Source organism: Microbulbifer rhizosphaerae (assembly GCF_014191725.1).
Classification (GTDB): Bacteria; Pseudomonadota; Gammaproteobacteria; order Pseudomonadales; family Cellvibrionaceae; genus Microbulbifer; species Microbulbifer rhizosphaerae.
The window spans coordinates 13,058-36,067 of sequence record NZ_JACHWZ010000021.1 but is presented as its reverse complement, the minus strand read 5'-3'; the positions used below and the strand labels follow the sequence as shown (position 1 = coordinate 36,067).

24 protein-coding genes are annotated in these 23,010 nt (G+C 62.8%); 19 read left to right on the top strand and 5 right to left on the bottom strand.

All coding sequences use genetic code 11. The features are described 5' to 3' along the window. Position 1 precedes the first annotated feature (1 nt). From xdhC to xdhA, 3 genes are read right to left on the bottom strand one after another with little or no spacing between them, the layout of a single operon-like run. The gene (gene xdhC, locus FHS09_RS18180; RefSeq protein WP_183462552.1) at positions 2-853 is read right to left on the bottom strand and encodes a xanthine dehydrogenase accessory protein XdhC; all 852 of its coding nucleotides are present in this window, start codon (positions 851-853) and stop codon (positions 2-4) included. Beyond that, entirely contained in the window at positions 850-3,204 is a 2,355-nt protein-coding gene (xdhB, locus tag FHS09_RS18175) for a xanthine dehydrogenase molybdopterin binding subunit (protein ID WP_183462550.1), read from the bottom strand. Before xdhB ends, xdhC begins: the two co-directional genes overlap by 4 nt. After that, complete coding sequence (gene xdhA / locus FHS09_RS18170; RefSeq protein ID WP_183462548.1) at positions 3,197-4,627, bottom strand: xanthine dehydrogenase small subunit; 1,431 nt, start codon at positions 4,625-4,627, stop codon at positions 3,197-3,199. Before xdhA ends, xdhB begins: the two co-directional genes overlap by 8 nt. 424 nt (positions 4,628-5,051) lie before the next feature. Here xdhA and FHS09_RS18165 point away from each other — a divergent pair, with 424 nt between their 5' ends. After that, the gene (locus tag FHS09_RS18165) at positions 5,052-5,723 is read left to right on the top strand and encodes a TetR/AcrR family transcriptional regulator (protein ID WP_183462546.1); all 672 of its coding nucleotides are present in this window, start codon (positions 5,052-5,054) and stop codon (positions 5,721-5,723) included. Positions 5,724-6,050: 327 nt separating this feature from the next. Here the strand turns inward: FHS09_RS18165 and FHS09_RS18160 are convergent, their stop codons facing one another. Together FHS09_RS18160 and FHS09_RS18155 are read right to left on the bottom strand one after the other, a co-directional pair. Next, complete coding sequence (locus tag FHS09_RS18160) at positions 6,051-6,218, bottom strand: hypothetical protein (RefSeq protein WP_183462544.1); 168 nt, start codon at positions 6,216-6,218, stop codon at positions 6,051-6,053. Positions 6,219-6,279: 61 nt separating this feature from the next. Further along, positions 6,280-6,537 (bottom strand): hypothetical protein, encoded by a 258-nt coding sequence (locus tag FHS09_RS18155; RefSeq protein ID WP_183462542.1) that lies wholly within the window; start codon positions 6,535-6,537, stop codon positions 6,280-6,282. A gap of 71 nt (positions 6,538-6,608) precedes the next feature. On the opposite strand from FHS09_RS18155, the gene FHS09_RS18150 reads away from it, so the two are divergent. From FHS09_RS18150 to FHS09_RS18065, 18 genes are all read left to right on the top strand, one after another. Beyond that, complete coding sequence (locus FHS09_RS18150; protein WP_183462540.1) at positions 6,609-7,334, top strand: beta-ketoacyl synthase chain length factor; 726 nt, start codon at positions 6,609-6,611, stop codon at positions 7,332-7,334. Continuing rightward, the gene (locus FHS09_RS18145; RefSeq protein WP_183462538.1) at positions 7,324-8,109 is read left to right on the top strand and encodes a lysophospholipid acyltransferase family protein; all 786 of its coding nucleotides are present in this window, start codon (positions 7,324-7,326) and stop codon (positions 8,107-8,109) included. The genes FHS09_RS18150 and FHS09_RS18145 overlap by 11 nt, the downstream gene beginning before the upstream one ends. Then, positions 8,106-8,366 carry a phosphopantetheine-binding protein gene (locus FHS09_RS18140; RefSeq protein WP_183462536.1) on the top strand — a complete coding sequence of 87 codons (261 nt, stop codon included), beginning with the start codon at positions 8,106-8,108 and terminating at the stop codon, positions 8,364-8,366. The genes FHS09_RS18145 and FHS09_RS18140 overlap by 4 nt, the downstream gene beginning before the upstream one ends. A gap of 13 nt (positions 8,367-8,379) precedes the next feature. Further along, positions 8,380-8,628, top strand: coding sequence for an acyl carrier protein (locus tag FHS09_RS18135; RefSeq protein ID WP_221192105.1), 249 nt, complete (start codon positions 8,380-8,382; stop codon positions 8,626-8,628). 8 nt (positions 8,629-8,636) lie between these two features. Further along, positions 8,637-9,188: a COG4648 family protein gene (locus tag FHS09_RS18130; protein ID WP_183462535.1), complete on the top strand. Its 552-nt coding sequence runs from the start codon at positions 8,637-8,639 to the stop codon at positions 9,186-9,188. Positions 9,189-9,192: 4 nt separating this feature from the next. After that, complete coding sequence (locus FHS09_RS18125) at positions 9,193-10,887, top strand: ApeI family dehydratase (protein ID WP_183462532.1); 1,695 nt, start codon at positions 9,193-9,195, stop codon at positions 10,885-10,887. Further along, a complete protein-coding gene (locus FHS09_RS18120; protein ID WP_183462530.1) occupies positions 10,880-11,620 on the top strand; it encodes a glycosyltransferase family 2 protein in 741 nt (246 codons plus the stop codon). Before FHS09_RS18125 ends, FHS09_RS18120 begins: the two co-directional genes overlap by 8 nt. Next, positions 11,617-12,540 carry an LpxL/LpxP family acyltransferase gene (locus tag FHS09_RS18115; protein WP_183462528.1) on the top strand — a complete coding sequence of 308 codons (924 nt, stop codon included), beginning with the start codon at positions 11,617-11,619 and terminating at the stop codon, positions 12,538-12,540. Before FHS09_RS18120 ends, FHS09_RS18115 begins: the two co-directional genes overlap by 4 nt. Further along, positions 12,537-14,099, top strand: a complete 1,563-nt coding sequence (locus tag FHS09_RS18110; RefSeq protein ID WP_183462526.1) for an HAL/PAL/TAL family ammonia-lyase — start codon at positions 12,537-12,539, stop codon at positions 14,097-14,099. Before FHS09_RS18115 ends, FHS09_RS18110 begins: the two co-directional genes overlap by 4 nt. Next, positions 14,089-14,520, top strand: a complete 432-nt coding sequence (locus FHS09_RS18105) for an acyl-CoA thioesterase (RefSeq protein WP_183462524.1) — start codon at positions 14,089-14,091, stop codon at positions 14,518-14,520. The genes FHS09_RS18110 and FHS09_RS18105 overlap by 11 nt, the downstream gene beginning before the upstream one ends. 227 nt (positions 14,521-14,747) lie before the next feature. Continuing rightward, entirely contained in the window at positions 14,748-15,248 is a 501-nt protein-coding gene (locus tag FHS09_RS18100; protein ID WP_183462522.1) for an outer membrane lipoprotein carrier protein LolA, read from the top strand. Positions 15,249-15,280: 32 nt separating this feature from the next. Continuing rightward, a complete protein-coding gene (locus FHS09_RS18095) occupies positions 15,281-17,575 on the top strand; it encodes an MMPL family transporter (protein ID WP_183462520.1) in 2,295 nt (764 codons plus the stop codon). A 50-nt stretch (positions 17,576-17,625) separates the two neighbouring features. After that, complete coding sequence (locus FHS09_RS18090) at positions 17,626-18,705, top strand: class I SAM-dependent methyltransferase (protein WP_183462517.1); 1,080 nt, start codon at positions 17,626-17,628, stop codon at positions 18,703-18,705. Positions 18,706-18,834: 129 nt separating this feature from the next. Continuing rightward, positions 18,835-19,380 carry a DUF3261 domain-containing protein gene (locus FHS09_RS18085; protein ID WP_183462515.1) on the top strand — a complete coding sequence of 182 codons (546 nt, stop codon included), beginning with the start codon at positions 18,835-18,837 and terminating at the stop codon, positions 19,378-19,380. Between the two features lie 13 nt (positions 19,381-19,393). Continuing rightward, positions 19,394-20,569, top strand: coding sequence for a beta-ketoacyl-ACP synthase (locus FHS09_RS18080; protein ID WP_183462513.1), 1,176 nt, complete (start codon positions 19,394-19,396; stop codon positions 20,567-20,569). A gap of 5 nt (positions 20,570-20,574) precedes the next feature. Further along, positions 20,575-21,054, top strand: coding sequence for a hotdog family protein (locus tag FHS09_RS18075; protein WP_183462511.1), 480 nt, complete (start codon positions 20,575-20,577; stop codon positions 21,052-21,054). Next, the gene (gene fabG, locus FHS09_RS18070) at positions 21,055-21,783 is read left to right on the top strand and encodes a 3-oxoacyl-ACP reductase FabG (RefSeq protein ID WP_183462509.1); all 729 of its coding nucleotides are present in this window, start codon (positions 21,055-21,057) and stop codon (positions 21,781-21,783) included. After that, positions 21,783-23,009, top strand: coding sequence for a beta-ketoacyl-ACP synthase (locus tag FHS09_RS18065; protein ID WP_183462507.1), 1,227 nt, complete (start codon positions 21,783-21,785; stop codon positions 23,007-23,009). Before fabG ends, FHS09_RS18065 begins: the two co-directional genes overlap by 1 nt. The last annotated feature ends 1 nt before the right edge of the window (position 23,010 follow it).

The following is a 23,010-nucleotide window of genomic DNA, read 5'->3' as shown; positions in this document are numbered from 1 at the left end:
CCTACAAGGAGATGCCCCCCAGGCTCTCGCGCAGGGTCTTCCAATCGACACCGGTGGATTTGCCACTGACGGCGTTCGCCAGCCGGTTTTTTTCCACCAACAGCTGCGCGGCGATGGAAATTGCCACCTCCGCGGGTCTTTTGCCGCGCACTTGCGGCAGGCCCACCGGTGAGTGGAAGCTTTCGATCTGCGCCGGCGCAAAGGACTCGCCGGCGAGCCGCCGGCGGAAGCGCAGTGCCTTGGTGCGGGAGCCGATCATGCCCAGGTAGGCGCAGTCGCCCCGATCCAGCAGCGCCGCCAATAAACGGTAGTCCAGGCTGTGGTCCTGGGTCAGGATCAGCGCGAAGGCTCCGCTTGGCATCTGCGACACATGTTCCACCGGGTCTCCGAGGCAGCGGCAGTGCACCCGGCCGCCCATATCGTCGCTGAGCAGTTCGGCGCGGCTGTCGATCCAGTGCAATTGCCAGTCCAGTGGCGACAGTATCGGCAGCAGCGCGCGGGCCACGTGGCCCGCGCCGAACAGGTGCAATTGCAGTTCGGCGCCGGCGAAGCACTCCAGCAGCACGGTGACGCTGCCGCCGCAGCACTGTCCGGCGCGGGCGGAGAGCGGGAAGTGTTCCAGCAATTGGCGCTCGCGGCCGTCGGCGATCAGCTCGCGGGCGCGGGCGATCACCTGGAATTCCAGCTGGCCGCCGCCCAAGGTGTCGAAGCTGTGGCGGGCGTGGATCACCATCTTGCTGCCGCTGTCCCGGGGGGCGGAGCCGCGGCTGCTCAATACCGTCGCCAGCACCCAGGGCTCACCGCGCCGGCGGCAGTCGGCGGCGGCCTGGAACCAGGGGGTGCTGTTGATCATCGCTTTGCCTCCTCTGCGAATTGCAGCGCGGCGCGCGCGCAGAAGTACACCTGCTCCGGGGTGGCGGGCACGCCCAGGGGTGGGCTGAAGCGATAGTCCGCGAGGCTGGCACAGGCGTCGCGCAGCGCGCACCACACGGAGATGGCCAGCATCAGCGGCGGCTCCCCCACCGCCTTGGAGCGGTAGACGGTTTCCTCTTCAGCGCCCGCGGCTCCCTGAAAGAGGGGATGTTGGAAAAAATCGATATTGAAAATCTCCGGCAGATCCCCGGCGGTGGGGATTTTGTAATTGGCGGGGCTGTCGGAAATGATCCGCCCGCGCCCGTCCCACAGCAGCTCCTCGCTGGTCAGCCAGCCCATGCCCTGCACAAAGCCCCCTTCGATCTGCCCCAGGTCGATGGCCGGGTTCAGGGAATCGCCCACATCGTGGAGGATATCCACCCGCGTCACCCGGTACTCGCCGGTGTGCAGGTCCACACTTACCTCCGAAACCGCGGCGCCATTGGCGAAGTAGTGGAAGGGCCGCCCGCGGGCCGCGGCGCGGTCGTAGCCGATTTTGGGGGTGCGGTAGAAACCGGTGGCGGACAGGGAGACGCGGGCCATGTAGGCGCCTTTGACCAGCTCGGCGAAAGGGATTGCCCGCCCGTCCACCCAACAGTGGTCGTCGCGGATGGCAATGCGATCGATATCGGTGTCGTAGGTTTCCGCGGCGTATTCCAGCAGGCGCTGTTTCAACGTGTTGACCGCGTTCAGCGCCGCCATGCCGTTCAGGTCGGTGCCGGCGGAGGCGGCGGTGGGGGAGGCGTTGGGCACTTGATCGGTGGCGGTGGCGGCAACCTGTACCCGATCCAGGTCCACACCGAAACCCCGCGCCACTATCTGCGCGATCTTGGTGTGCAGCCCCTGGCCCATCTCGGTGCCGCCGTGGCTGACGTGGATGCTGCCGTCGGCGTAGATATGCACCAGCGCGCCGGCCTGGTTCAGGTGTTTGGAGGTGAAGGAGATGCCGAACTTCACCGGCGTCAGTGATAGGCCTTTTTTGCGGTATTTGCTGGCGGCGTTGAAGTCGCGGATCTCCCGGCGCCGGTTGCGGTAGTCCGAGGTTCGTTCCAACTGTTCGATCAGCTCCGGCAGCAGCTGTTCCTCGACCTTTTGCCCATAGGGCGTGGTGTTGCGCCCATCGCGATAGAGGTTGCGCTTGCGGATATCCAGCGGGTCCGCGCCCAGGGCGTGGGCGATATCGTCCAGCATGGCCTCGGCGGCGAGCATCCCCTGGGGGCCGCCGAAGCCGCGGAAGGCGGTGTTGGACACGGTATTGGTGCGGCAGCGGTGGCCGCTGATACGGGCGCTGGGCAGATAGTAGGCGTTGTCGGCGTGGAACATGGCCCGGTCCACCACGCCGTCGGACAGGTCGGCGCTGTGGCCGCAGAGTCCCACCAGGTCCATCTCCACGCCCTGAATAAGCCCCTTGCTGTCGAATCCCACTCGATAGGAATTCCAGAAATCGTGACGCTTGCCGGTCTGCACCATATCGTCCCGGCGCGGCATGCGGTATTTCACCGGGCGGCGGTTGCGCACCGCGAACACCGCCGCCATGCAGGCCAGGGATGCGGCCTGGGATTCCTTACCGCCGAAAGCGCCGCCCATGCGCCGCACCTCCGCCTGCACCAGGTGCAGGGGCTGGCCGAGCACCTGGGCCACCAGCTTCTGTACCTCTGCCGGGTGCTGGGAGGAACTGTACACCCGCGCGCCGCCGTCCTCGCTGGGCAGGGCGATGCTGATCTGGCCCTCCAGGTAAAAGTGCTCCTGGCCACGCAGGTAGAGTTCGCCGGCGAGCGGGTGTTCGGCGGCGGCGATGGCGGCCGCGGCGTCGCCCATCGCCAGGGTATGGCTCGGCAGCACGAAATCCTCCCGCGCCAGCGCCTCTTTTACCGACAGCCGCGGCTCCAATGGGCGGTAGCGAATCTTCACCAGCGCGCAGGCGCGCTTGGCCGCCGTCAGGCTGGTGGCGGCCACCGCCACCACCGGCTGGCCCAGGTAGTCCACCTTCTCCCCCGCCAGCAGCAGGTCGCCGCTGAATACCGGAGAGATATCCGGATTGCCGGGAATATCGCGCTGGATGATCAGGTCCACCACCCCCGGCGCGCTGCGTGCGGCCTCCAGGTCTACCCCTTCGATAATCGCATGTGCGTACTCGGCGCCGGCGGTGGCCACATGCAGCATATCGGGCCACTCGGGGATATCGTCCAGGTACTGTGCGCGGCCGGTGATATGCTTGGCGGCCGACTCGTGGGCGATAGACCTGTCCTCGCGGCGACGGATGGCGGTATCCGGCTCGGGCAGCCTACGCATGGCGAGCCTCCGTTTCGTTTTCGCCGTTGAATTCCAGCCAGGCCCGGCGCAGCAGGTTCTGCGCAAGCTGCCGTCGGTACTCGGCGCTGGCGCGCACATCGGAGATGGGTAGCATCATTTCTTCAATTGCCGCCAGGGCCGCTTCCAAGGCGCATTCGTCATCTGTTGCGCTGCCCCGCAGTATTTTCTCGGCGGCGGGCGCGCGCACCGGCGTGGCTGCCATACCGCCATAGGCGATACGTACCTCTGTGAAATGTCTCTCTCCACCTCGAAAGCGGATCGCCGCCATCGCGCTGGAGATATCGTCCTCGAACCGCTTGCTGACTTTGTAGCAGCGGTGGAAGTCGTTCAGGGCGATGGCGTCGAAGCTGACGCGGGCCAGATATTCGCCCGCGTCCAGGGCGGTGTCCTTGTAGCCGCGATAAAAAACTTCCAGCGGCAGTCGCCGCTCCCCGCCGCGGCTGTTGCGCAGGGTTACATCCGTATCCAGGGATAGCAGTAGCGGCGGCAGGTCGGCCACCGGCGAGGCGTTGGCGATATTGCCGCCCAGGGTGCCGCGGTTGCGGATTTGCCGCGAGCCGATGCGCAGCAGCAGGCGGCTGATTTCCGCGGAGCGGGGGGCGAAAAAGTTTTCCAGTTCGCGGTAGCTCAGCGCCGCACCCATGTGAATGCGCTCATCGCGTTCGTCGATCCGGTGCAGTTCTTCCACCGCCGACAGGTCGATCATTTTTTCGATGGACCGGTAGTGTTGGGTGACCTCCAACATCAGGTCGGTGCCGCCGGCGATCAGGCGCGCATCCGGGTGCTCTCCTAGCAATTGTTCCAGTTCCGCGAGATCGCGCGGTTGGAAATAATTTGGCAGTGAGGGCGCGGTGGCGATAGCGGCGAGTTGCTCGACCCGCTCCGGTGTGTCGAGGCGGTGCCCCGGGTCCGGCGGCTGCACCATTTTGAGGCCGGCATCGATAATGGGGCGGTAGCCGGTGCAGCGGCACAGGTTGCCGGCGATGGCCTCGCAGACCTGCGCGCGGTTTACCTGTGTTTCCCGCTGGGCCAGTTTCTGTTGGTGGAGTCCGGCCAGGGACATCACGAAGCCGGGAGTGCAGAAGCCGCACTGGGAACCGTGGCAATGGACCATTTCCCGCTGCGCGGGGTGCAGTTCGCCGTCCTCGGCCAGGTGTTCGACGGTGACCAGGTGTCTGCGGTTGGCGGCTGCCAGCGGAGTGATGCAGGCGTTGACTGCGCGGTAGTGAATACACCCTTCTCCGAGTGCCCCCAGCAGTACCGTGCAGGCACCGCAGTCGCCGGAGGCGCAACCCTCCTTGGTGCCGCACAGCCGCCGGATCTCGCGCAGGTAGCGCAAGAGAGTGGTATCCGCCGCGGGGGCGGACTCCTCGACGAGATCGCGATTCAGAACAAATTTCACCAGTCGCTCCGGCAGGCCGCTTTTATAGCGTCTGACAAATACCAGCAAAAAGCTGGCCAACTGGACAGGTTTTTTCTCGGCCGGCCTCAGTCCTTAACCGGCCTCGTGGCGGCCCTGCTATCGGTGGCTTTTTGCGGGACACGGGCTGGGCGCCCCCCTTAAATACGTCCTTGTACGCTCTCCGCGGCCATCCATGGCCGCAGACAAAACGGCAGGATAGCCGTTTTGGACGCCTAAAGGCGCCCGCAGGGTGAGGGTCATGGATGGCCCGAGTCAATGTCCCGCAAAAAGCCCCCGACATCAGGGCCTTCGTATAACGCTCCGGCATTCTGTTCGAGTCCCGAGTCCATGGCACACAAGTTGCGTCTACCGCCCCGCGGTCGGTAATCTTGTCGCCGCGGACAACTCTACGGGACCGGTGGCGATGGGCGGCAATACAGCGGAAAGAAAAAAAACCTACAAGCGCGGAAAGATCCGCGATCACAATCTGGAATTGATCCTGGGCGCCGCGCGCGAGGAATTTGTCCTGAAGGGTTTTAAGGGGGCCAGTATCCAGGCGATTGCCGATCGCGCCGGGCTGCCCAAGGCGAATATCCACTACTACTTCAAAACCAAGCCCAATCTCTACCTGGCGGTGCTGGAAGAGATTATCGGCCTGTGGAACGACCACTTCGACGAGATCAATGTTGAGGACGACCCGGCCGGGGTGCTCGACCGCTTTATCCGTCAGAAGGTCGAACTCTCTTATACCCATCCGCAATCCTCCAAGCTATTCGCTATGGAAATCATCCAGGGCGCGCCACACCTGAAGAACTATATGCGCAATAAAATGCGGCCCTGGGTGAGAAAGAGAGCCGAGGTGATTGAAGCCTGGATTGCCGACGGCAGAATGAAACCGGTGGACCCCACCCACCTGATTTTCCTGATCTGGTCGTCGACGCAACACTATGCGGATTTCGAAACCCAGGTGCTGACCATCCTCAATCGCGCGGAATACGAGCGGTCGATGATCGACGAGATTGCGGATTTTCTCAGCCGCACCATTTTGGCCGGGGTGGGGCTGGAGCCGCCGGAGCGCTCTGCGCACGATTTATAAAAAACTCTCAGTTGTGCTTGTTTGTGCGTTGAGCGTCTGGATAAACAATTCGAAGGCCTTACTCGCATCTGTCTCCCGACAGCAGCAGGAGGGCGGATCAGTCGTCGATGGCCATATCCGTATCGAAAATCACCGGCCGCGGAGGAGAGGCATGGGCGTTGGTCAGCAGGGCGGAAAGCAGCAGGAAGAGGCAGGTGTGGATAAAGAATGACATCGAGTGCTCGAGCTGGTTGCCGGTCGGAGGACCCGCCGCTGTTCGCGGCGGGTCCATACGTTCAGGCAAGCGGTATGCCAGGCGGAGCGGTATCTGCCTGAGTAGAAAACCCATTACTTGAGGGTGACCACTTCCCCCTCTAGGGTGACTCCGGCCATTACCGCGCCAGCCCCGCATTCGAATTCACTGGAGCTGTTTACTTCATTCTTTTTGTAGTAGCTGCGGATATTGACCACCGCGTTGCCGCCTTCCCGACGCGCGCGGTCCTGCAGTGCGATCATCGCGGACAGGAACACCCAGCGACAGGCCTCGATATCGGATTTGTTGAAAGCGTTGGTTTTCTTATTGGCGGTGAATTCCCCATGGTTGGGAGATAGTACCTTTGGGGGCGGCGCCGAAATGGAGCTGGATATCCCCGTCCAGTTTTGCCTTGGCGTCGGCGGTGGACAGTGCATCCGAGAGCCCGGCGATAGGAAATGGGACGCCAGTCAAGTACAGAATGTCAATTCGCTGGCGGAAATTGGTCAATTTGGGTACCATTTCCGGCTTGTTTGCCGGTGCGGTGGCAAGCCCAAAGTGGCCGAGGCTGATCAGAGCCACTGGGCTGTCCTATGAGGGGCCGCCGGTATATTGATTTCTTGGGGGATGGGACCAGGTCCCATGAGTAGCTGGTGCCAAATCATTTCACACTCTCTGCCTGGCGGGCCTGGGCACCGGGAATTGGGGATCAATCCGATTGGGTTCGATGGCGGCGCGGCGAGCTGAGCCTGGCCGGCGATGTCCTGCCGGACGTGTCATTCCTGCCCGCCATGCAGCGCCGGCGCCTGAGCGCGCTGGCCAAGGCCGCCTTCTCCACTGCTCAGCCGCTGCTCGCCGGGCGCGATATGCTCCTGCTGTGTTGTTCGGTGCACGGTGAGGCCCGGCGCACCTATTCCCTGTTGCAGGACGTGGTCGGCAGTGAGCCGCTGTCCCCCACCGCTTTCGGCCTGTCGGTGCACAACGCCATTGCCGGCCAGCTCTCCATTCTCTGCGGTATCCGTTCCCCGGCGCTGGCCCTGGCGGGTGGCGACCTGCCGTTGCAGGCGGGTTTTCTGGAGGCGGCGGGTATGCTGGCGGAGGGGTTTCCCGAGTTGCTGCTGCTGTTCTGCGAAGAGCCACTGCCGGAACTCTACCGGCACAGCGCGCAGAGCCCGCCGTTTATCTGCGCCACCGCTCTCCATCTGAGTGCCGGCTGCGCAGGAGAGATGGTGAGCTGCGAACTGGTGCAGGCCGACGCCGGCGAGCCGGAATCCGCATTCGAATCCGCCGAGTACCAGCTGCCGCTGATTGCGGCGCTGGTGGACGGCGGCGGTCGCGTGCCCCTGGGGCAGGGCTGGGAGGTGCGCATTGGCGGTTGAGAAGATTTCCGACGTGCGGAGAGACAGCTATTGGGGTCGTTTGGCGGCCACCGCCGCCGCCTTCAGCCTGTTCGGGTTCGGCGGCCTGGTGCTGGGCCTGCTGGTGTTTCCGCCGCTCAAACTGATCTACCGCGACAGCGAAGTGCGCAGGCGCCGGGCGCGCCTGCTGGTGCACCACGCCTTCAGGACCTTTATCGGCTTTATGCATATCACCGGCATTTACACCTACCGGTTCTGCGACGAAGCGCGGCTGCGCCAACCGGGGCAGTTGGTGCTGGCCAATCACCCGTCGCTGATCGACGTGGTGTTCCTGATTTCGCGCATTCCCAACGCCAATTGCATCGTCAAGGCGAGCCTGTTCCGCAATCCGTTTATGCGCTGGGTGGTGAGCGCTGCCGGATATATTCCCAACGACGACCCGGAAAAAATTATCCAGCTGGCAGCGGAGTCGCTGGAGCACGGCGAGTCGGTGGTGCTGTTTCCCGAGGGCACCCGTTCGGTGCCGGGCAGGGGGCTCAGGCTTCAGCGCGGTGCCGCCTATATGGCCCTGCGCGCCCGGGTGGCCCCCACACTGGTGACCATCCGCTGCAATCCGCCGATGCTGATGAAGGATGTTCCCTGGTACAGCATTCCGCTGTCCCGCCCGCATTTTCAATTCGAGATAGCCACTGGTGACGGTGTCCTGAAACTGCAGGACACGCAAGAGACGCCGCTGGCCGCCAGAACAATCACCAGACAATTAAAAGAGTATTTCACTGAGGAGTGTGTCGCGTGAGCGAATTGGTAGAAGAGCTTAAGGGGCTGATTATAGAAGTGCTGAACCTGGAGGATATTTCCCCCGAAGATATCCAGCCGGAGGAACCTTTGTTCGGCGAGGGCTTGGGCCTGGATTCCATCGATGCGCTGGAGCTGGGTCTCGCACTGCAGAAAAAATACAACATCACTATCGACGCCGAAAGCGAAACGACAAAAACCCATTTCGCCAGTGTAAGCAACCTGGCCAACTTCGTTGCGGACAGTCGCCGCGGGTGAGAGAGATACAAAGATGTTGAACAGTAAAGATGCGATTCTGTCGGAACTGACCGACATTCTGGTGGAGATGTTTGAAGTGGATGCCGCAGACATAACCCCCGAGGCACATCTGTCCGACGACCTGGATATCGACAGCATCGACGCGGTGGATCTGATCGTGCGGTTGAAGGAACTCACCGGCAAAAAAATCGCCCCGGAGGAGTTCAAGAGCGTGCGCACCGTGGGCGACGTGGTTTCCGCTATCCAGACGGTTATGGGCTAGGCCTAGAAGTGTCCCGCTTCGCACAGCTGTTGCTGGCCGTTGTTGCCGCACTCTATCCGTTTGCGGTGTATTTCGGCATTCAGTATCTATCGCTGGGTTCGCTGCTGCTGTTGCTGCTGGCGGTTGCCGGCCTGCGTCTCGCACTGGGCGGCCGCAGCGCAAAGATCGGGGCCAGACTGGTGGCAGTGGCGATGCTGATCGTCGCCGCCTTCGCCTGGTTGCGGGGCGATGCACAGGGTCTGCTGTGGTATCCGGTGTTGTGCAACAGCATTTTGTTTGCGGTATTCGCCTACAGCCTGCGCCAGCCGCAGACGATCATCGAGCGCTTGGCACGGCTGCGCGAGCCCGAGCTGCCGCCGGCGGGCGTGGCCTACACCCGTCGGGTGACCCAGGTGTGGTGCGGTTTCTTTCTGCTGAACGGTGGTATCGCGGCGGCCACCGCGCTGGCCGGTGATATGCAGCTGTGGACCCTGTATAACGGCCTGATCTCCTACGGGCTGATGGGAGCGCTGTTTGCCGGCGAATGGCTGCTGCGGCAGAGACTGATCCAAAAGGTGTAGGCGGATGCATTTCAAATCGGTATTCGGCTACGCCACCGATGACAGCCCCTTGTGCCACAGCCAGGACGGGGTACTGAGCTTTGGCGATTTCAAGCGGGCGCTGGCCGGCGCCTGCGACGTGTTGCGCGAGCGGCTGCCGCGAGACGCGGGCCGGCCTTCGGTGGCCCTGTACTGTGACGACAGTTACGAGTTTTGCACACTGCTGTTCGCCGCGCTGGCCTGTGATGCGCAGGTGGTGATCCCGGCCAACAACAAGCGCAGCACCGTGCAGTCGCTGCAGCAGGATGTCGACCTGTGGCTGGGGGAGTGGGATGCGGATGGGGTTGTGACACTGGGCGAGGTGCCCGCGGCCGACAGCGAACTGCCGCAGAGTTTTTCCGGCGCTATCCAGCTGTTCACTTCCGGCAGCAGCGGCGAGCCGCAGCGGGTGGGCAAGACGCTGATGCAACTGCTGCGGGAAATCGCCGCGCAGCAGCGCCACTGGGGACCGCTGGCCGACGGCGCCACGGTGCTGGCGACCGTGAGCCACCAGCATATCTACGGCCTGCTGTTCAAAGTGTTGTGGCCGCTGGCGAACGGTTGCGCTTTTGTCGGCAAGACCTACGTGGATGTAGCGGCGCTCTTGCGCGATGCGAAAAAATTCGCCCCGGCGATCTGGGTGGCCAGTCCGGCGCAACTGAGCCGTCGTATCGAAAGCTGGCCCTGGGAAGGAGCGGCTTCGCTACGCGCGATTTTCTCTTCCGGCGGGCCACTGGCGGCGGAGGATGCGAAGCAGATAGAAGCGCTCAGCGGCCTGGCGCCGATCGAGATCTACGGCAGCACCGAGACCGGTGGCATCGCCTGGCGACGCCAGGCGGAGGGCAGCCTGTGGCATCCGCTGGACGGTGTCGAGGTCGATTGCAGCGGCGAGGGCCTGCTGCGGGTGAATTCCCCCTGGCTGGACCGACCCTTCGCCGGGCAGGACCGGGTGCAGCTGGAGGCGCGGGGCTTCCGCCTGCTGGGGCGCGCGGACCGGATTGTAAAAATAGAAGAGAAACGTATCTCGCTTTCACAGATAGAGACACTGCTGTGCCGCAGCGATTGGATTGCCGCGGCCAGAGTACTGACCCTCAAGCGCGGGCGTGAGTGCGTGGCCGCGATGGTGGTGCTTAGCGAGATGGGCCGGCGTGAACTGGCGCAGCGGGGCAAGTCCGCACTGGTGCGCGCACTGCGCGGCTATCTTGCGCCGGACCTGGAGGGTGTGGCATTGCCGCGACTGTGGCGCTTCATGCGCGAGATACCCACCAATCAGCAGGGCAAGAGCCCGAGAGAATTGTTGATGCAAGTTTTCGATGCGACGCCGTCGGCGATGTTGCCGCGGGTCGAAAGCCGCGAAGCGGAGTTGAACCGCGCGCGGATGGTGATAACTGTTCCGGCAGAACTGATCTGCCTCCCCGGGCATTTTGCCAGCGCTCCAGTAGTGCCCGGCGTGGTGCAGATCGATTGGGCAATGCACTACGGTCGCGAACTGCTGGGGATTGGCGGCCGCTTCGCCTCGATGGAAGTGATCAAGTTCAAGCAGCTGATGGTGCCCGGCGAGCGGGTAGAGCTGGAGCTGGAATTCAATCCTGAAAAAAACAAACTGAAATTCCGCTTCCGCTGTGCGGGGGAAGAATCCCGCGAGTACAGCAGCGGACAATTGTGTTTCGATCATGGTTAAACCCTGTTTCGTTATCCCGGTCTACAACCACGAGCGCGCCATCGCCGGCACGCTGGATTCCCTGCGCGGCTTCGGGGTGCCCTGCGTGCTGGTGGACGACGGCTGCAACGAAAGCTGCCGTGAGGAATTGCAACGGCTCTCGCGGGAGCAGGGCGACTGGTTGCACTTGGTGGTGCGCGGGGAGAATGGCGGCAAGGGTGCCGCGGTAAAAACCGGCCTGCGGGCCGCGCGCGAACTGGGTTTTTCCCACGGTATCCAGGTGGATGCGGACGGCCAGCACGACCCGGCGGACATTCCCCAGTTTCTGCACCACTGCCGGGAGGACCCCACCGCGCTGATCTGCGGCTACCCGGTGTACGACCGCTCCGTGCCCTTGGCGAGGTTGCTGGGCCGCTACCTGACCCACGTGTGGGTGTGGATCAATACCCTGTCGCTGGAAATCAGGGATTCCATGTGCGGCCTGCGCTGTTATCCACTGGTGGCGACCGTGGCGCTGATCGACGGTGAGTACACCGGCGACCGCATGGATTTCGATCCGGAGGTACTGGTGCGCTGGCACTGGCGCGGCGGAGAGTTGGTGCAGCTGCCGGTGCAGGTGCGCTACCCGGTGGACGGCGTGTCCCACTTCCGCGGCCTGCAGGACAATATGCTGATCTCCGCCATGCACACCCGCCTGTTTTTCGGCATGCTGGCACGTTTGCCGCGCAGGTTGAAACCGGAGGCGGCGCTGTGAGCAGTGTGCACTGGTCGCGCTACCGCGAGCAGGGATTTTTCCTCGGGATCAAATTCCTGTTCTGGCTGCACCACCGCCTGGGGCCCGTGGCCTTCAAGATCGCGGTCTACCCAGTGGTGCTCTGCTACTACCTGAAATACCGCAGCGGTCGATTGGCGATCCGGCAATACCTGCAACTTTTCTCCGCCCGCTATCCGCAGGCGGGTATCAAACCCGACTGGGCCACCGGCTTCCGCATCTTCCTGAATTTCGCCGACAGCGCGCGGGAAAAGCTCGAGGCATGGTTTGTGGGCATGCCCCTCGGCCGGGTAAATTTTCCCCGGCGCGCGGCTTTGCACCAGTTGGCTCAGGGCGGCCGCGGCAGTGTGCTGATCGGCTCCCACCTGGGCAACCTGGAAGTCTGCCGAGCCCTGGCCAGCATGATGGACGTTACGGTCAATGTGCTGGTGCACACCAAGCACGCGAAAAAATTCAACCGCATGATGAAGCTGCTGAATCCGAACAGCCAGGTGCGCCTAACCCAGGTGACCGAGGTGACCCCGGCGCTGGCGATGCAGCTGTCGGAGTCGGTGGAGCGCGGCGAGTTCGTGGTAATCGTCGGCGACCGCACGCCGATCAATTCCGTCGGCCGCACCTGCATCGCGGAATTTCTCGGCCGCCCCGCACCCTTTCCCCAGGGGCCCTACATTCTCGCGGCATTGCTCAAGTGCCCGGTGTACACCCTGTTCTGCCTGCGCGGCCGCGACGGCTACGACATTTATATGGAGCAGCTTTGCGAGCAGGTGCGCATGGCCCGCGGCAACCGCGAAGGCCATATTCGCGAGCTGGTCGCCAGCTACGCGCAGCGGCTCGAACACTACTGTCGACTGGCGCCGCTGCAGTGGTACAACTTCTATCCGTTCTGGGATCAAAATCGATGAATACAGCAGTGTTACAGCGCACACCAGTGCTGTTCGACGGCTCCGAACTGAGTGTCGAACAGGTGGACGCAATCGCACGCGGACGCGCCGCGGTGCAGCTGTCGGACGACGAGAGCTTCGTCGCGCGAATCAATCGGGGCGTGGAGTTTCTCGACCGCCTGTGGCAGCAGGAGGGGGTGATCTACGGCGTGACCACCGGTTACGGCGATTCCTGCACGGTGAATATTCCTGGAGAACTGGTGGAGAAACTGCCCCGCCACCTGTACACCTTCCACGGCTGTGGCCTGGGCGAAGTGTTCACCTTGGAGCAGAGCCGCGCGGTTGTCGCCGCGCGCCTGGCCAGCCTCGCCCGCGGCAGCTCCGGAGTGCGTTACGAATTGCTGCAACAGCTGGCGCGTCTGCTGCAGCAGGATGTGATTCCGGTAATTCCGCAGGAGGGGTCGGTGGGCGCCAGCGGCGACCTGACCCCGCTGTCCTATGTGGCCGCGGTGGTGGCCGGTGAGCGCAAGGTCTGGTTCAAGGGCGAGCAGAGACCCACCGCGGAGGTTTTTGACGAGCTGCGCATAGCGCCGCTGAAACTGCGCCCCAAGGAGGGCCTGGCGATCATGAACGGCACCGCGGTCATGACCGGCCTCGCCTGCCTGGCTTATCGCCGCGCCGAGTACCTGTGCCAGCTGAGTGCGCGCATCACCGCGCTGATGAGCGTGGCGCTGCAGGGTAACGCCTATCATTTCGACAACGCATTGTTTGCGGTCAAACCGCACCCGGGGCAGAACCGCATTGCGCGCTGGATTCACGACGACCTGAATGTGGGCGAGGCGCCGCGCCAGAGCAGCCGCCTGCAGGACCGCTACTCGCTGCGCTGTGCGCCGCACGTGATTGGCGTGGTCCAGGATTCGCTGCCCTGGCTGCGCCAGTTTATCGAGAACGAACTGAACAGTGCCAACGACAACCCCATCATCGACGGTGAAAACGAACATGTGCTGCACGGTGGCCATTTCTACGGTGGCCATATCGCCTTTGCCATGGACAGCCTGAAAAATGCCGTGGCCAACCTCGCCGATCTGCTCGATCGCCAGATAGCGCAACTCGTCGATGTGAAATTCAACAACGGCCTGCCGGCCAACCTCACCGGCGCCGAAGGTGAGCGCCGGCCCCTCAACCACGGCTTCAAGGCGGTGCAGATAGGGGCCAGCGCCTGGACCGCGGAGGCCCTCAAGCAGACGATGCCGGCGAGTGTCTTTTCCCGCTCCACCGAGTGCCACAACCAGGACAAGGTCAGCATGGGCACCATCGCCGCGCGGGACTGCTTGCGCGTGCTGCAGCTCACCGAGCAGGTGGCCGCCGCCGCGCTGATGATGTCCTGGCAGGGCGTGCAGCTGCGCCTGCGCGCGGGCGGCGTGGAGGAAGACGGCCTGTCACCGGCACTGCGCGCCAGCCTGCGGCAGGTCGCCGACAATTTTGCGCTGCTGGAGGAGGATCGGGAGCTGGAAAGCGACCTGCGCAATTTCGTCCAGCTGATACAGCAAAAACACTGGCGCTTGTACGATGACTGTTAAAAAAACACTGCCGGACAACTGGCGTGCGGAAGTCGAGTTGCAGGTGCCCTTCCACGATGTGGATATGATGGAGGTGGCCTGGCATGGCCACTACGTCAAATATTTCGAGATAGCTCGCTGCACACTGCTGGACCGTCTGGAATACGACTATCCGCAGATGCGGGAATCGGGTTACGCCTGGCCCGTGATCGACCTACGCATCCGCTACGCAAAACCCCTGCGCTTTCAGCAGTGGGTTGTGGTGCGCGCGGAAGTAGCCGAGTACGAAAACCGCCTCAAGATCAACTACCAAGTGCGCGACCGCGACAGCGGTGCCCGGCTGACCAAGGGGCACACGGTGCAGGTGGCGGTGGATATGAGCAATGGTGAAATGTTGTTCGCCTCGCCGCCGGTGCTGCTGCAAAAACTGGGGGTGGCCTGATGCAGACATTAAATGTTGGAAGGGCTATTTCCGTAGGATGGGCAAAGGAGCGCAGCGACGTGCCCATCATCGGCGTCCGCGATGGGCAAGCTGCGCTTTGCCCGCCCGGCCGCTCCAGGCATTCACGGCGCCTTCGGCCCTGCAAGAAGAAGTCGCTATTTATTCGGGTGCTATTTGTTCTGTTTTTCCTATCCGCGCCGGCGGTGGCCATAGAGCCCCGCGATACATTGCAACAGATAGAAACACGCCTGCAAAAGTCGCCGCGAATGCTGGGGCGCTTCACCCAGAAAAAAACACTGCCGCAACTGTCGCGGCCGCTGCTCTCCAGCGGCGTGGTGGCGCTGTCGAAAGAACGCGGTGTCAGCTGGCGGGTGGTGCAGCCGCTGCAATCCCACCTGATCATGAGCGAGGAAGGGGCGGGTGACGACGCGCTGGCGCGCCAGATTGCCTATCCGCTATTGCAGATTTTTCGCGGCGATTTCGCCCGCCTGGACGAGTTGTTCGAGGTGCAGGCGCAATTGCGTGAGGAAAGCTGGTCAGTCACCTTGACCCCCAGGAGCGAAGTCCTGGCCGGCTTTATTGCCTCCATCGAGGTGTCCGGCAACAAGAGTATTGAAAGCATTCACCTGGCGGAGGCCAACGAGGCGATAACGGAAATGCAGCTGATCGGGCTGCAGCCGGTGAGCGAAACGGACCCGGAGTTCACCGCGGAATTCAGCGAACAATAACCAGAAATACAATAACCAGAAAACAAACAACAATGAAACGCCGTCTCGCCATATGGTTCACCCTGGCCGCCGCCTTTGCGCTGGCGGCGGCCTTGCGCTACCAGCCCGGCTGGTTGCAGACGGATATTCTCGCCCTGGCCGGCGAGGGCGCCGGCGCGCCGGCGGTGGCCGCGGCGCAGGAAAAGCTCAACCGCAAGTTGCAGCGCAGTCTGCTGTGGATGCTGGTTGCGCCCCGGGGAGAGGCCGCGGCCCTTGCCGGGGCGACGGAAACCCTGGCGCAAAAACTCGCTGCCTCCGCGGCCATCGAAAGCGTCGAATACCGTTGGGCGCAAAGCGAACGCTACCAGAGCGAGTGGACACTGCTGTTTCCCCTGCGCCAGCAACTGCTGGCGCCCGGAGACCGCGCCCTGTTGCGCGAATCACCAGACCAGTTGGTGCAGCGGCAACTGGCGGCCATCTACGGCCCCAAATCCGGGGGGCTCGACCTGCAACGGGACCCTTTCGAACTCTTCCGCCATTACTTTACCGCCGGCCCGGCGCTATCGTCGGAATTGCACGGGGACATTCCGGTGCAGCGCAGTGGCGAGCGGCAGTTTACCCTGATCCGCGCCACAGCCGGCGCCACTGAACTCAGAGGCAGAATTGAAACGCCCCTGTTGGCACTGCGGGAGGAAATGGGGCTCTGGGCCGAGGCGCAGGGGCTGGAACTGCTGGCGGTGGGCGCGCCCCTACACACCGAATATGCCGCTGCCGGCGCCCAGCGGGAAATCCGCCTGATCGGCGGCCTCTCCATTGCCGCCATCTGTTTGCTGTCGCTGCTGGTATTCCGCTCCGCAAGGCCGCTGCTGCTGTCGATTTTCGCCATCGGCTGCGGTATCGCCAGCGGCACCGCCGCGGTGCTGGCGCTGCTGGGGCAGATGCATATTCTCGCCTTTGTGTTCGGCACCACCGTCACCGGCCTGGCGATCGACTACGCATTCCACTTTATCTGCAACCGGCTGCGCGGGGATCCGGGTCGCGACGGCGATATCCTGCCGGGACTGCTGTTGGGACTGCTGTCGAGTTGCCTGGCATTTTTCGCCCTGGCGCTGACGCCCTTTCCATTGCTGCGGCAAATGGGGTTGTTTGTGGGTTTTGGCCTGATCGGTGCCTGGCTGACGGTGGTGTTGCTGTTCCCGGCACTGCTGCGCCTGAAACCCAGGCCCCTGGTGCTTGCGCAGCACCTGGCGCTGGGCAAAGAGCGCTGGTATGGCTTGTGTCTTTCAGCGCTGCTGTTATTGGCCGCGCTGGCGCTGCCGCGACTCGAGTTTGCCGACGATCTGGAGCTTTTCTACCGACCGCCGGAATTCCTGGCGGGGGAGGAGGCGCGGCTCAATCGGCTGCTGCCGTCGCGGGCGGAATCCAGCTATTTCCTGGTCCGCGGCAAAAATTGGCAACAACTGTTGCAGCGGGAGTGGCGGCTCGCGGAAAGCCTGCGGGAACAGCAGCACGCCGGCGAACTGCAGTATTTCGAGGCGCTCAGCGAAAAATTCCCGCCGCCGGAGGTGCAACGGGAGAACTGGGCGCTGATGCGGAGCTTCTACGCCAGCGCAACCGTGGAGGGCTTTTATACGCAACTCGGCTACAGCGAGACGGAAGCGGAACAACTGATCGCCGAGCTGCAACGGCCCTTCCGGGCGCTGACCCTGGAAGAATGGCTGGCGGTGGCGGGGAATAATTACCGCGATCTGTGGCTCGGCTGCAATGGCGACGGCTGTGCATCCATAGTGCGCCTCTACGGGCTGGACGGCGCACTGGAAGAGGTGCCAGCTATCGAAGGCGTCACCCTGGTGGACCCGCCCCGGGAAATAGCCGCGGTGATGTCGCAACAGCGCGACCTGCTGCTGCAACTGCTGCCGCTGGTGTTGCTGATAGCCTTCGCGGTGATCGCCCTGCGCACCGGCCCGCGCAGGGCGCTGGCCATTATCGGCCTGCCATTGGCTGCACTGGCGGGGACAATGACGGCGCTGATTCTGAGCGGCAGCGGCATCAGTCTTTTTCATGTGGCGGCGCTGCTGCTGATATTCGGCATCGGCGTGGATTACGCCGTGTTCAGCCATATGAGCGACGGCGGGGAAAAAAGTTACACCCTGCTCGCTATCGCCATGGCGGGGGTGACCACACTGCTGGGTTTTGGCCTGTTGGCCCTGTCCGGCACTCCGGCGATTGCCGATTTTGGATTGACGCTGGCACTGGGTACCTCGCTTACCTTGCTGCTGGCGGTACTGTTTTTTATTGGGGCGGAACCAGGGTATTCCCGTAGTGGAAATCATATGAAAACCGGATAAATAACAGTTGGAGGAAACTTTAGTGCGCGGTATCCATCAAGGAAATCAGAATGAGTTATTTTAATAAAGACAAGTTGAGCGCTCTTGAAGCAAAACAAGAGGCGCAGCGAATCGCTTTCGGTCCATTTGCATTTCAGGCATCAAAGGCGCTGAGAGATCTTGGTGTGTTGAGGGTAATCGAATCGAGCGGTGACAATGGATTGTCTTTATCGGAAATTCTGCAGCATGTGGATTTGTCGAGATATGCGGTGAGAGTGCTGACGGAGGCGGGGCTTGGCATCGGATTGTTGATTCTGAAAGAAGATAAATTCATTCTTACCAAGCTGGGATTTTATATCCTGAACGATCGAATGACTCAGGTAAATATGGATTTTGTCCACGATGTAAATTACCAGGGTTTCTTTCACTTTCAGGAAAGTCTTATCGAAGGCAAGCCGGCCGGATTAAAGGAGTTGGCGCCCGGGCATGAAACAATTTATGAAGCGCTTGCCACACTGCCGGAAAAGGCAAGGGAGAGCTGGTTCAACTTCGATCATTTTTATTCCGATAATTCGTTTCAGAAAGTTCTTCCTGTTATTTTCGGCAGCCCTGTCCAGTCCATCCTTGATGTGGGCGCGAATACCGGAAAATGGGCAATTGCCTGCGCCAACCATTCGCCGGATGTAAAGGTGACAATGTGCGATCTTCCAGGCCAATTGGCGCAGGCAAGGGTGCAAATCGACAAGCACGGCCTGGGTGGCAGGGTTTCTGAATTCCCTGTTGATATCCTGCGTGAAGACTCTGTGTTGCCTGAAGGGCATGATGTCATTTGGATGAGCCAATTCCTGGATTGCTTCTCGGAAGAGGAAATCGTCATGATCCTGAGAAAGGCGGCTGATGTCATGACCGGGGATTCAAGTCTATACATCATGGAAACTTATTGGGACAGGCAGAAATTCGAGAATGCGGCCTTCTGCCTGCAACAGACATCCTTGTACTTTACCTGCATCGCGAATGGAAACAGCCAGATGTACCATTCCTCTTTGATGCACAAGTGCATTGAGGAGGCCGGGTTGGAGGTGGCGGAAGAAGTAGATGATGTGGGAATCAGCCACACTCTAACCAAGGTGATCAAGCGTCGCCGGAGCTGATATGGAGCCTGTTGAACGAGAATTTTCATTACCTTGTGGCAATTCCGGCGGCGCCGGTGTTGCCGCTTGGTACCGGCAATCCCCCTATGTGGCGGGGACGGAGCACCGCCCGGGGATACTGGCGGAAGTATGCGCGGCCTGATTGCCATCGCAGTCGCTACGCTGCTGCTCACCGGCTGTGTTCTGCAACTGGGCGCGCGGCCGCCGTTGCGCCCGCTGGCGCCTTTGCCCGCGGGGGAGGAGCGCGAGCTGCTGCAGCACTTGCGGGTCGAGTTTCGCGGCGAGCGCAGGGACCTGATGGCGGCGCTGCTGTTGCTGCCGCAGAAGCTCCAGCTGTCGCTGGTCAGCCCGCAGGGTGTCAGCCTGATGGATATTCAGTACGATGGCCGCCAGCTGACTGCCGAGCGCTACCTGCCGGCAACCCGGGCGCTGCCCGCGGAGGCGTTGCTGGCGGACCTGCAACTGGTGTACTGGCCGCTGGAGCTGCTGCGAGGCGCGCTGCCATCCGGATGGTCGCTGGAAGAGCGGCGCGATGGCGGCGAATTGCAGCGCCGGTTGTACTACGGTGGCCGGCTGCACACACGGGTGGACTACAGCGGCGATAACCCCTGGACGGCACAGGTGCGACTGGTACAGGAGTCCCTGGATTACTCGCTCGCGATCAGGAATCTGTAAAAGACAAGAACCCATGGCTTCAGCGCGCTTCTATCTCAACCATCTCGGCCTCGCCTGCGCACTGGGCAGCGGCGCGCACCAAGTGGCCGCGCGCCTGTTCGCCGGCGACTGCTCGCGCATGCGCGCCGGCTCCCCCTGGCTGCCGGGTTTCGCCGGGCGCCTGGGTGTGATCGAGGAGAGCCTGCCGGCGCTGCCGCCGGAACTCGCGCAGTACGAGTGCCGCAACAATCGCCTCGCACTGGCGGTGGCGCGGCAGATCGAGCAACCGCTGGCGGCGCTGCGTGAGCGGTGCGGCTCGCGGCGCATCGCGGTGGTAATGGGCACCTCCACTTCCGGCATCGCCGCCGGCGAGGAGCATCTGCGCGGCGCGAATTCGGGGAGCTACAGCTACCGCCAGCAGCAGCAACTGGCGGCACTGGCGCAATTCGTGGCTGCCTGTTTCCGCGTGCAGGGGCCCCAGATCACCGTATCCACCGCCTGCTCCTCCAGCGCCAACGCCTTTGCCAGCGCGCGGCGCCTGCTGTCGATGAACATCTGCGACGCGGTGGTGGTGGGCGGCGTGGACACCTTGTGCGGCATGACCGTGAAAGGCTTTCACGCGCTGGGCGCACTGAGTGCCGGCCTGGCGCAACCCTTCAGCCGCAACCGCGACGGCATCAACCTCGGCGAGGCGGGCGCCATGTTCGTACTCAGCCGGGAGCCGGGGCCGGTGCGCCTGTGCGGGGTGGGCGCCAGCTCCGATGCGCACCATATGTCGGCGCCGGACCCCAGCGGGGGGGGCGCGGCGGAGGCCATGCGCCGCGCGCTGCGCGCGGCGGGCCTCGCGCCCGGCGATATCGGCTACCTGAATCTGCACGGCACCGGCACCGCGCAGAACGATGCAATGGAGGCGAAGGCGGTGCACGGCGTGCTCGGCGAAGGCGTGCTCTGCTCCTCGAGCAAGCCCGTGAGCGGGCATACCCTGGGCGCCGCCGGCGCACTGGAAGCGGCCTTCTGCTGGCTGGCGCTGCACAGAGAATTTTCCGCTGGCGTGCCACCGCACTGTTTCGACGGCGAGTACGACGAAAAAATGCCGCCGCTGCGCCTGCACCGCGGTGGCGGAAAAGCGGAGAGGCCGCGTTACGCAATGAGCAATTCTTTCGCGTTCGGCGGCAGCAACAGCACGCTGATTTTCGGCGGAGAGGAGTAGAGTTTATGCAATCTTCCATACAAGCTTCCGCAAAAGAGGGACAACACTACCCGGTGAGCGAACTGGTGCCGCATAGCGGCGATATGGTGTTGTTGGATACTGTGGTTTCGGCTGGCGAGGAGACGCTGGTGGCGAAACTGCGCGTGCGCGAGGATGGCCTTTTCGACCGCCAGGGCCGGGTGCCAGCCTATGTGGGTATCGAATATATGGCACAGGCGGTTGCCGCGTTTGCCGGCTACCACGCAAAGTGCGCGGGAGAGGCGGTAAAGCTCGGCTTCCTGCTCGGCTCGCGCCAGTTCCACAGCAATGTAGACAGCTATCAGTGCGGCGACGAACTCACGGTGAGCGTGGAGCGGCTGCTACAGGCGGATAACGGCATGGCCACCTTCGAATGCCGTGTGTGCGGCGAGGGTATTGAGCAGAGTGCGCGCCTGAATGTGTTTCAACCGGAAAATATCGAAGAATATCTGAAGGGAAAAAAATAAATGTCCGAGTGGATTCTGGTCACCGGCTCCAGCCGGGGAATCGGCCGCGCCATTGCGCTGCAGCTGGCGCAGGACGGCTACAACATAGTGCTGCACTGCCGCAGCCGCCGGGAGCAGGCGGAAGCTGTGGCGAAAGAGATTGCCGAATCGGGGCGGGAAGCGAGAATCCTGCAGTTCGATATCCTCGATCGCAGCGGCGCGCGCGAGACACTGTTGAGCGATGTGGAAGCGCACGGTGCCTACTACGGGGTGGTGTGCAACGCGGGTCTCACCGCCGACAACGCCTTCCCGGCGATGCCCGAGGAGGACTGGGACCGGGTGGTACACACCAACCTGGACGGTTTCTACAATGTGCTGCACCCGCTCACCATGCCCATGGTGCGGCGCAAGGCGCCGGGGCGCATCGTGGTGATGACCTCGGTCTCCGGGCTCGCCGGCAATCGCGGGCAAGTAAACTACTCCGCGTCCAAGGCCGGCCTGATCGGCGCCAGCAAGGCGCTGGCACTGGAGCTGGCCAAGCGCCAGATCACAGTCAATTGTGTGGCCCCCGGGCTGATTGATACCGAAATGGTGAACGAGGATCTGCCGGTGGATGAAATCCTGAAAATGGTCCCGGCCCGTCGCCTGGGCAAGCCGGAGGAAGTGGCCGCGACGGTGGCCTTCCTGATGCACGAGCGGGCCGGCTATATCACCCGCCAGGTAATTTCCGTAAACGGTGGCCTCTACTGATGAAACGCGTGGTAGTAACCGGCATGGCCGGCATTTCCCCCATCGGCCAAGGCTGGCAGCAGGTCAGGGAGTCATTGCAGCAACGCCGTTCCGGCGTGGTGTATATGGATGACTGGAATAAGTACGAGGGGCTGGAGACGCGCCTGGGTGCGCCGGTTGTGGATTTCGAAAAACCCGCGCACTACACCCGCAAGCGGGTGCGCAGCATGGGCCGGGTCTCGCTGATGGCGGTGCGCGCCACCGAGCTGGCGCTGGAGGAGGCCGGCCTGCTGGACGCCCCGATCCTGAAAAGTGGTGCCACCGGTGTGGCCTACGGCTCCTCCGCGGGCACCCCGGCGGCGATCGGCGACTTCGGCAATATGCTGATCAACCACCGCACCGACGGCCTCAACGCCACCAGCTATATCAAGATGATGTCGCACACCACCGCGGTGAATATCGGGGTATTTTTCGGCTTGTGCGGGCGTGTCTACACCACCAGTTCCGCCTGCACCTCCGGCAGCCAGGGCATCGGCTATGCCTACGAGGCGATCCGCAACGGCAGCCAGACGGTGATGGTCGCCGGCGGCGCGGAGGAGCTTTGCGCAACCGAAGCGGCGGTGTTCGACACCCTCTTCGCCACTTCCACCAAAAACGAAACGCCGAGCGTCACCCCGCGCCCCTTCGATCGCGAGCGCGACGGCCTGGTGATCGGCGAGGGCGCCTGCACCCTGGTGCTGGAGGAGTACGAGCACGCGGTAGCCCGCGGCGCGCGGATTTATGCGGAAATTGTCGGCTTCGGCACCAACTCCGACGGCAGCCACGTCACCCAGCCCCAGTCACCCACCATGCAGGTAGCCCTGCAACAGGCCATCGCCCAGGCGGGTATCGATGCGCAAGCCATCGGCTATGTCAGCGCCCACGGCACCGCCACCGACCGCGGCGACGTGGCCGAGAGCCACGCCACCCTCAACGCCTTCGGCCGTGCCGTGCCGATCAGTTCGATGAAGAGCTACACCGGCCACACCCTGGGCGCCTGCGGCGCACTGGAGTCCTGGGCCAGTATCCAGATGATGCGTGAATGCTGGTTCCACCCCACCATCAACCTGGAAAACATCGATCCGGACTGCGCCGAGCTGGACTACATTCAGGGCGACGGCCGCGCAATCGATACCGAGTATGTGATGAGCAATAACTTTGCTTTTGGCGGCATCAACACTTCGTTGATCTTTAAACGGCGGGTTTAAG

Excerpts from the sequence above, each read along its gene's own strand:
- xdhC (WP_183462552.1), bottom strand. The coding sequence starts at position 853 with ATGATCAACAGCACCCCCTGGTTCCAGGCCGCCGCCGACTGCCGCCGG.
- xdhB (WP_183462550.1), bottom strand. The coding sequence starts at position 3,204 with ATGCGTAGGCTGCCCGAGCCGGATACCGCCATCCGTCGCCGCGAGGAC.
- FHS09_RS18165 (WP_183462546.1), top strand. The coding sequence starts at position 5,052 with ATGGGCGGCAATACAGCGGAAAGAAAAAAAACCTACAAGCGCGGAAAG.
- FHS09_RS18160 (WP_183462544.1), bottom strand. The coding sequence starts at position 6,218 with ATGATCGCACTGCAGGACCGCGCGCGTCGGGAAGGCGGCAACGCGGTG.
- FHS09_RS18135 (WP_221192105.1), top strand. The coding sequence starts at position 8,380 with ATGTTGAACAGTAAAGATGCGATTCTGTCGGAACTGACCGACATTCTG.
- FHS09_RS18125 (WP_183462532.1), top strand. The coding sequence starts at position 9,193 with ATGCATTTCAAATCGGTATTCGGCTACGCCACCGATGACAGCCCCTTG.
- FHS09_RS18120 (WP_183462530.1), top strand. The coding sequence starts at position 10,880 with ATGGTTAAACCCTGTTTCGTTATCCCGGTCTACAACCACGAGCGCGCC.
- FHS09_RS18110 (WP_183462526.1), top strand. The coding sequence starts at position 12,537 with ATGAATACAGCAGTGTTACAGCGCACACCAGTGCTGTTCGACGGCTCC.
- FHS09_RS18105 (WP_183462524.1), top strand. The coding sequence starts at position 14,089 with ATGACTGTTAAAAAAACACTGCCGGACAACTGGCGTGCGGAAGTCGAG.
- FHS09_RS18095 (WP_183462520.1), top strand. The coding sequence starts at position 15,281 with ATGAAACGCCGTCTCGCCATATGGTTCACCCTGGCCGCCGCCTTTGCG.
- FHS09_RS18090 (WP_183462517.1), top strand. The coding sequence starts at position 17,626 with ATGAGTTATTTTAATAAAGACAAGTTGAGCGCTCTTGAAGCAAAACAA.
- FHS09_RS18085 (WP_183462515.1), top strand. The coding sequence starts at position 18,835 with ATGCGCGGCCTGATTGCCATCGCAGTCGCTACGCTGCTGCTCACCGGC.
- FHS09_RS18080 (WP_183462513.1), top strand. The coding sequence starts at position 19,394 with ATGGCTTCAGCGCGCTTCTATCTCAACCATCTCGGCCTCGCCTGCGCA.
- FHS09_RS18075 (WP_183462511.1), top strand. The coding sequence starts at position 20,575 with ATGCAATCTTCCATACAAGCTTCCGCAAAAGAGGGACAACACTACCCG.
- fabG (WP_183462509.1), top strand. The coding sequence starts at position 21,055 with ATGTCCGAGTGGATTCTGGTCACCGGCTCCAGCCGGGGAATCGGCCGC.
- FHS09_RS18065 (WP_183462507.1), top strand. The coding sequence starts at position 21,783 with ATGAAACGCGTGGTAGTAACCGGCATGGCCGGCATTTCCCCCATCGGC.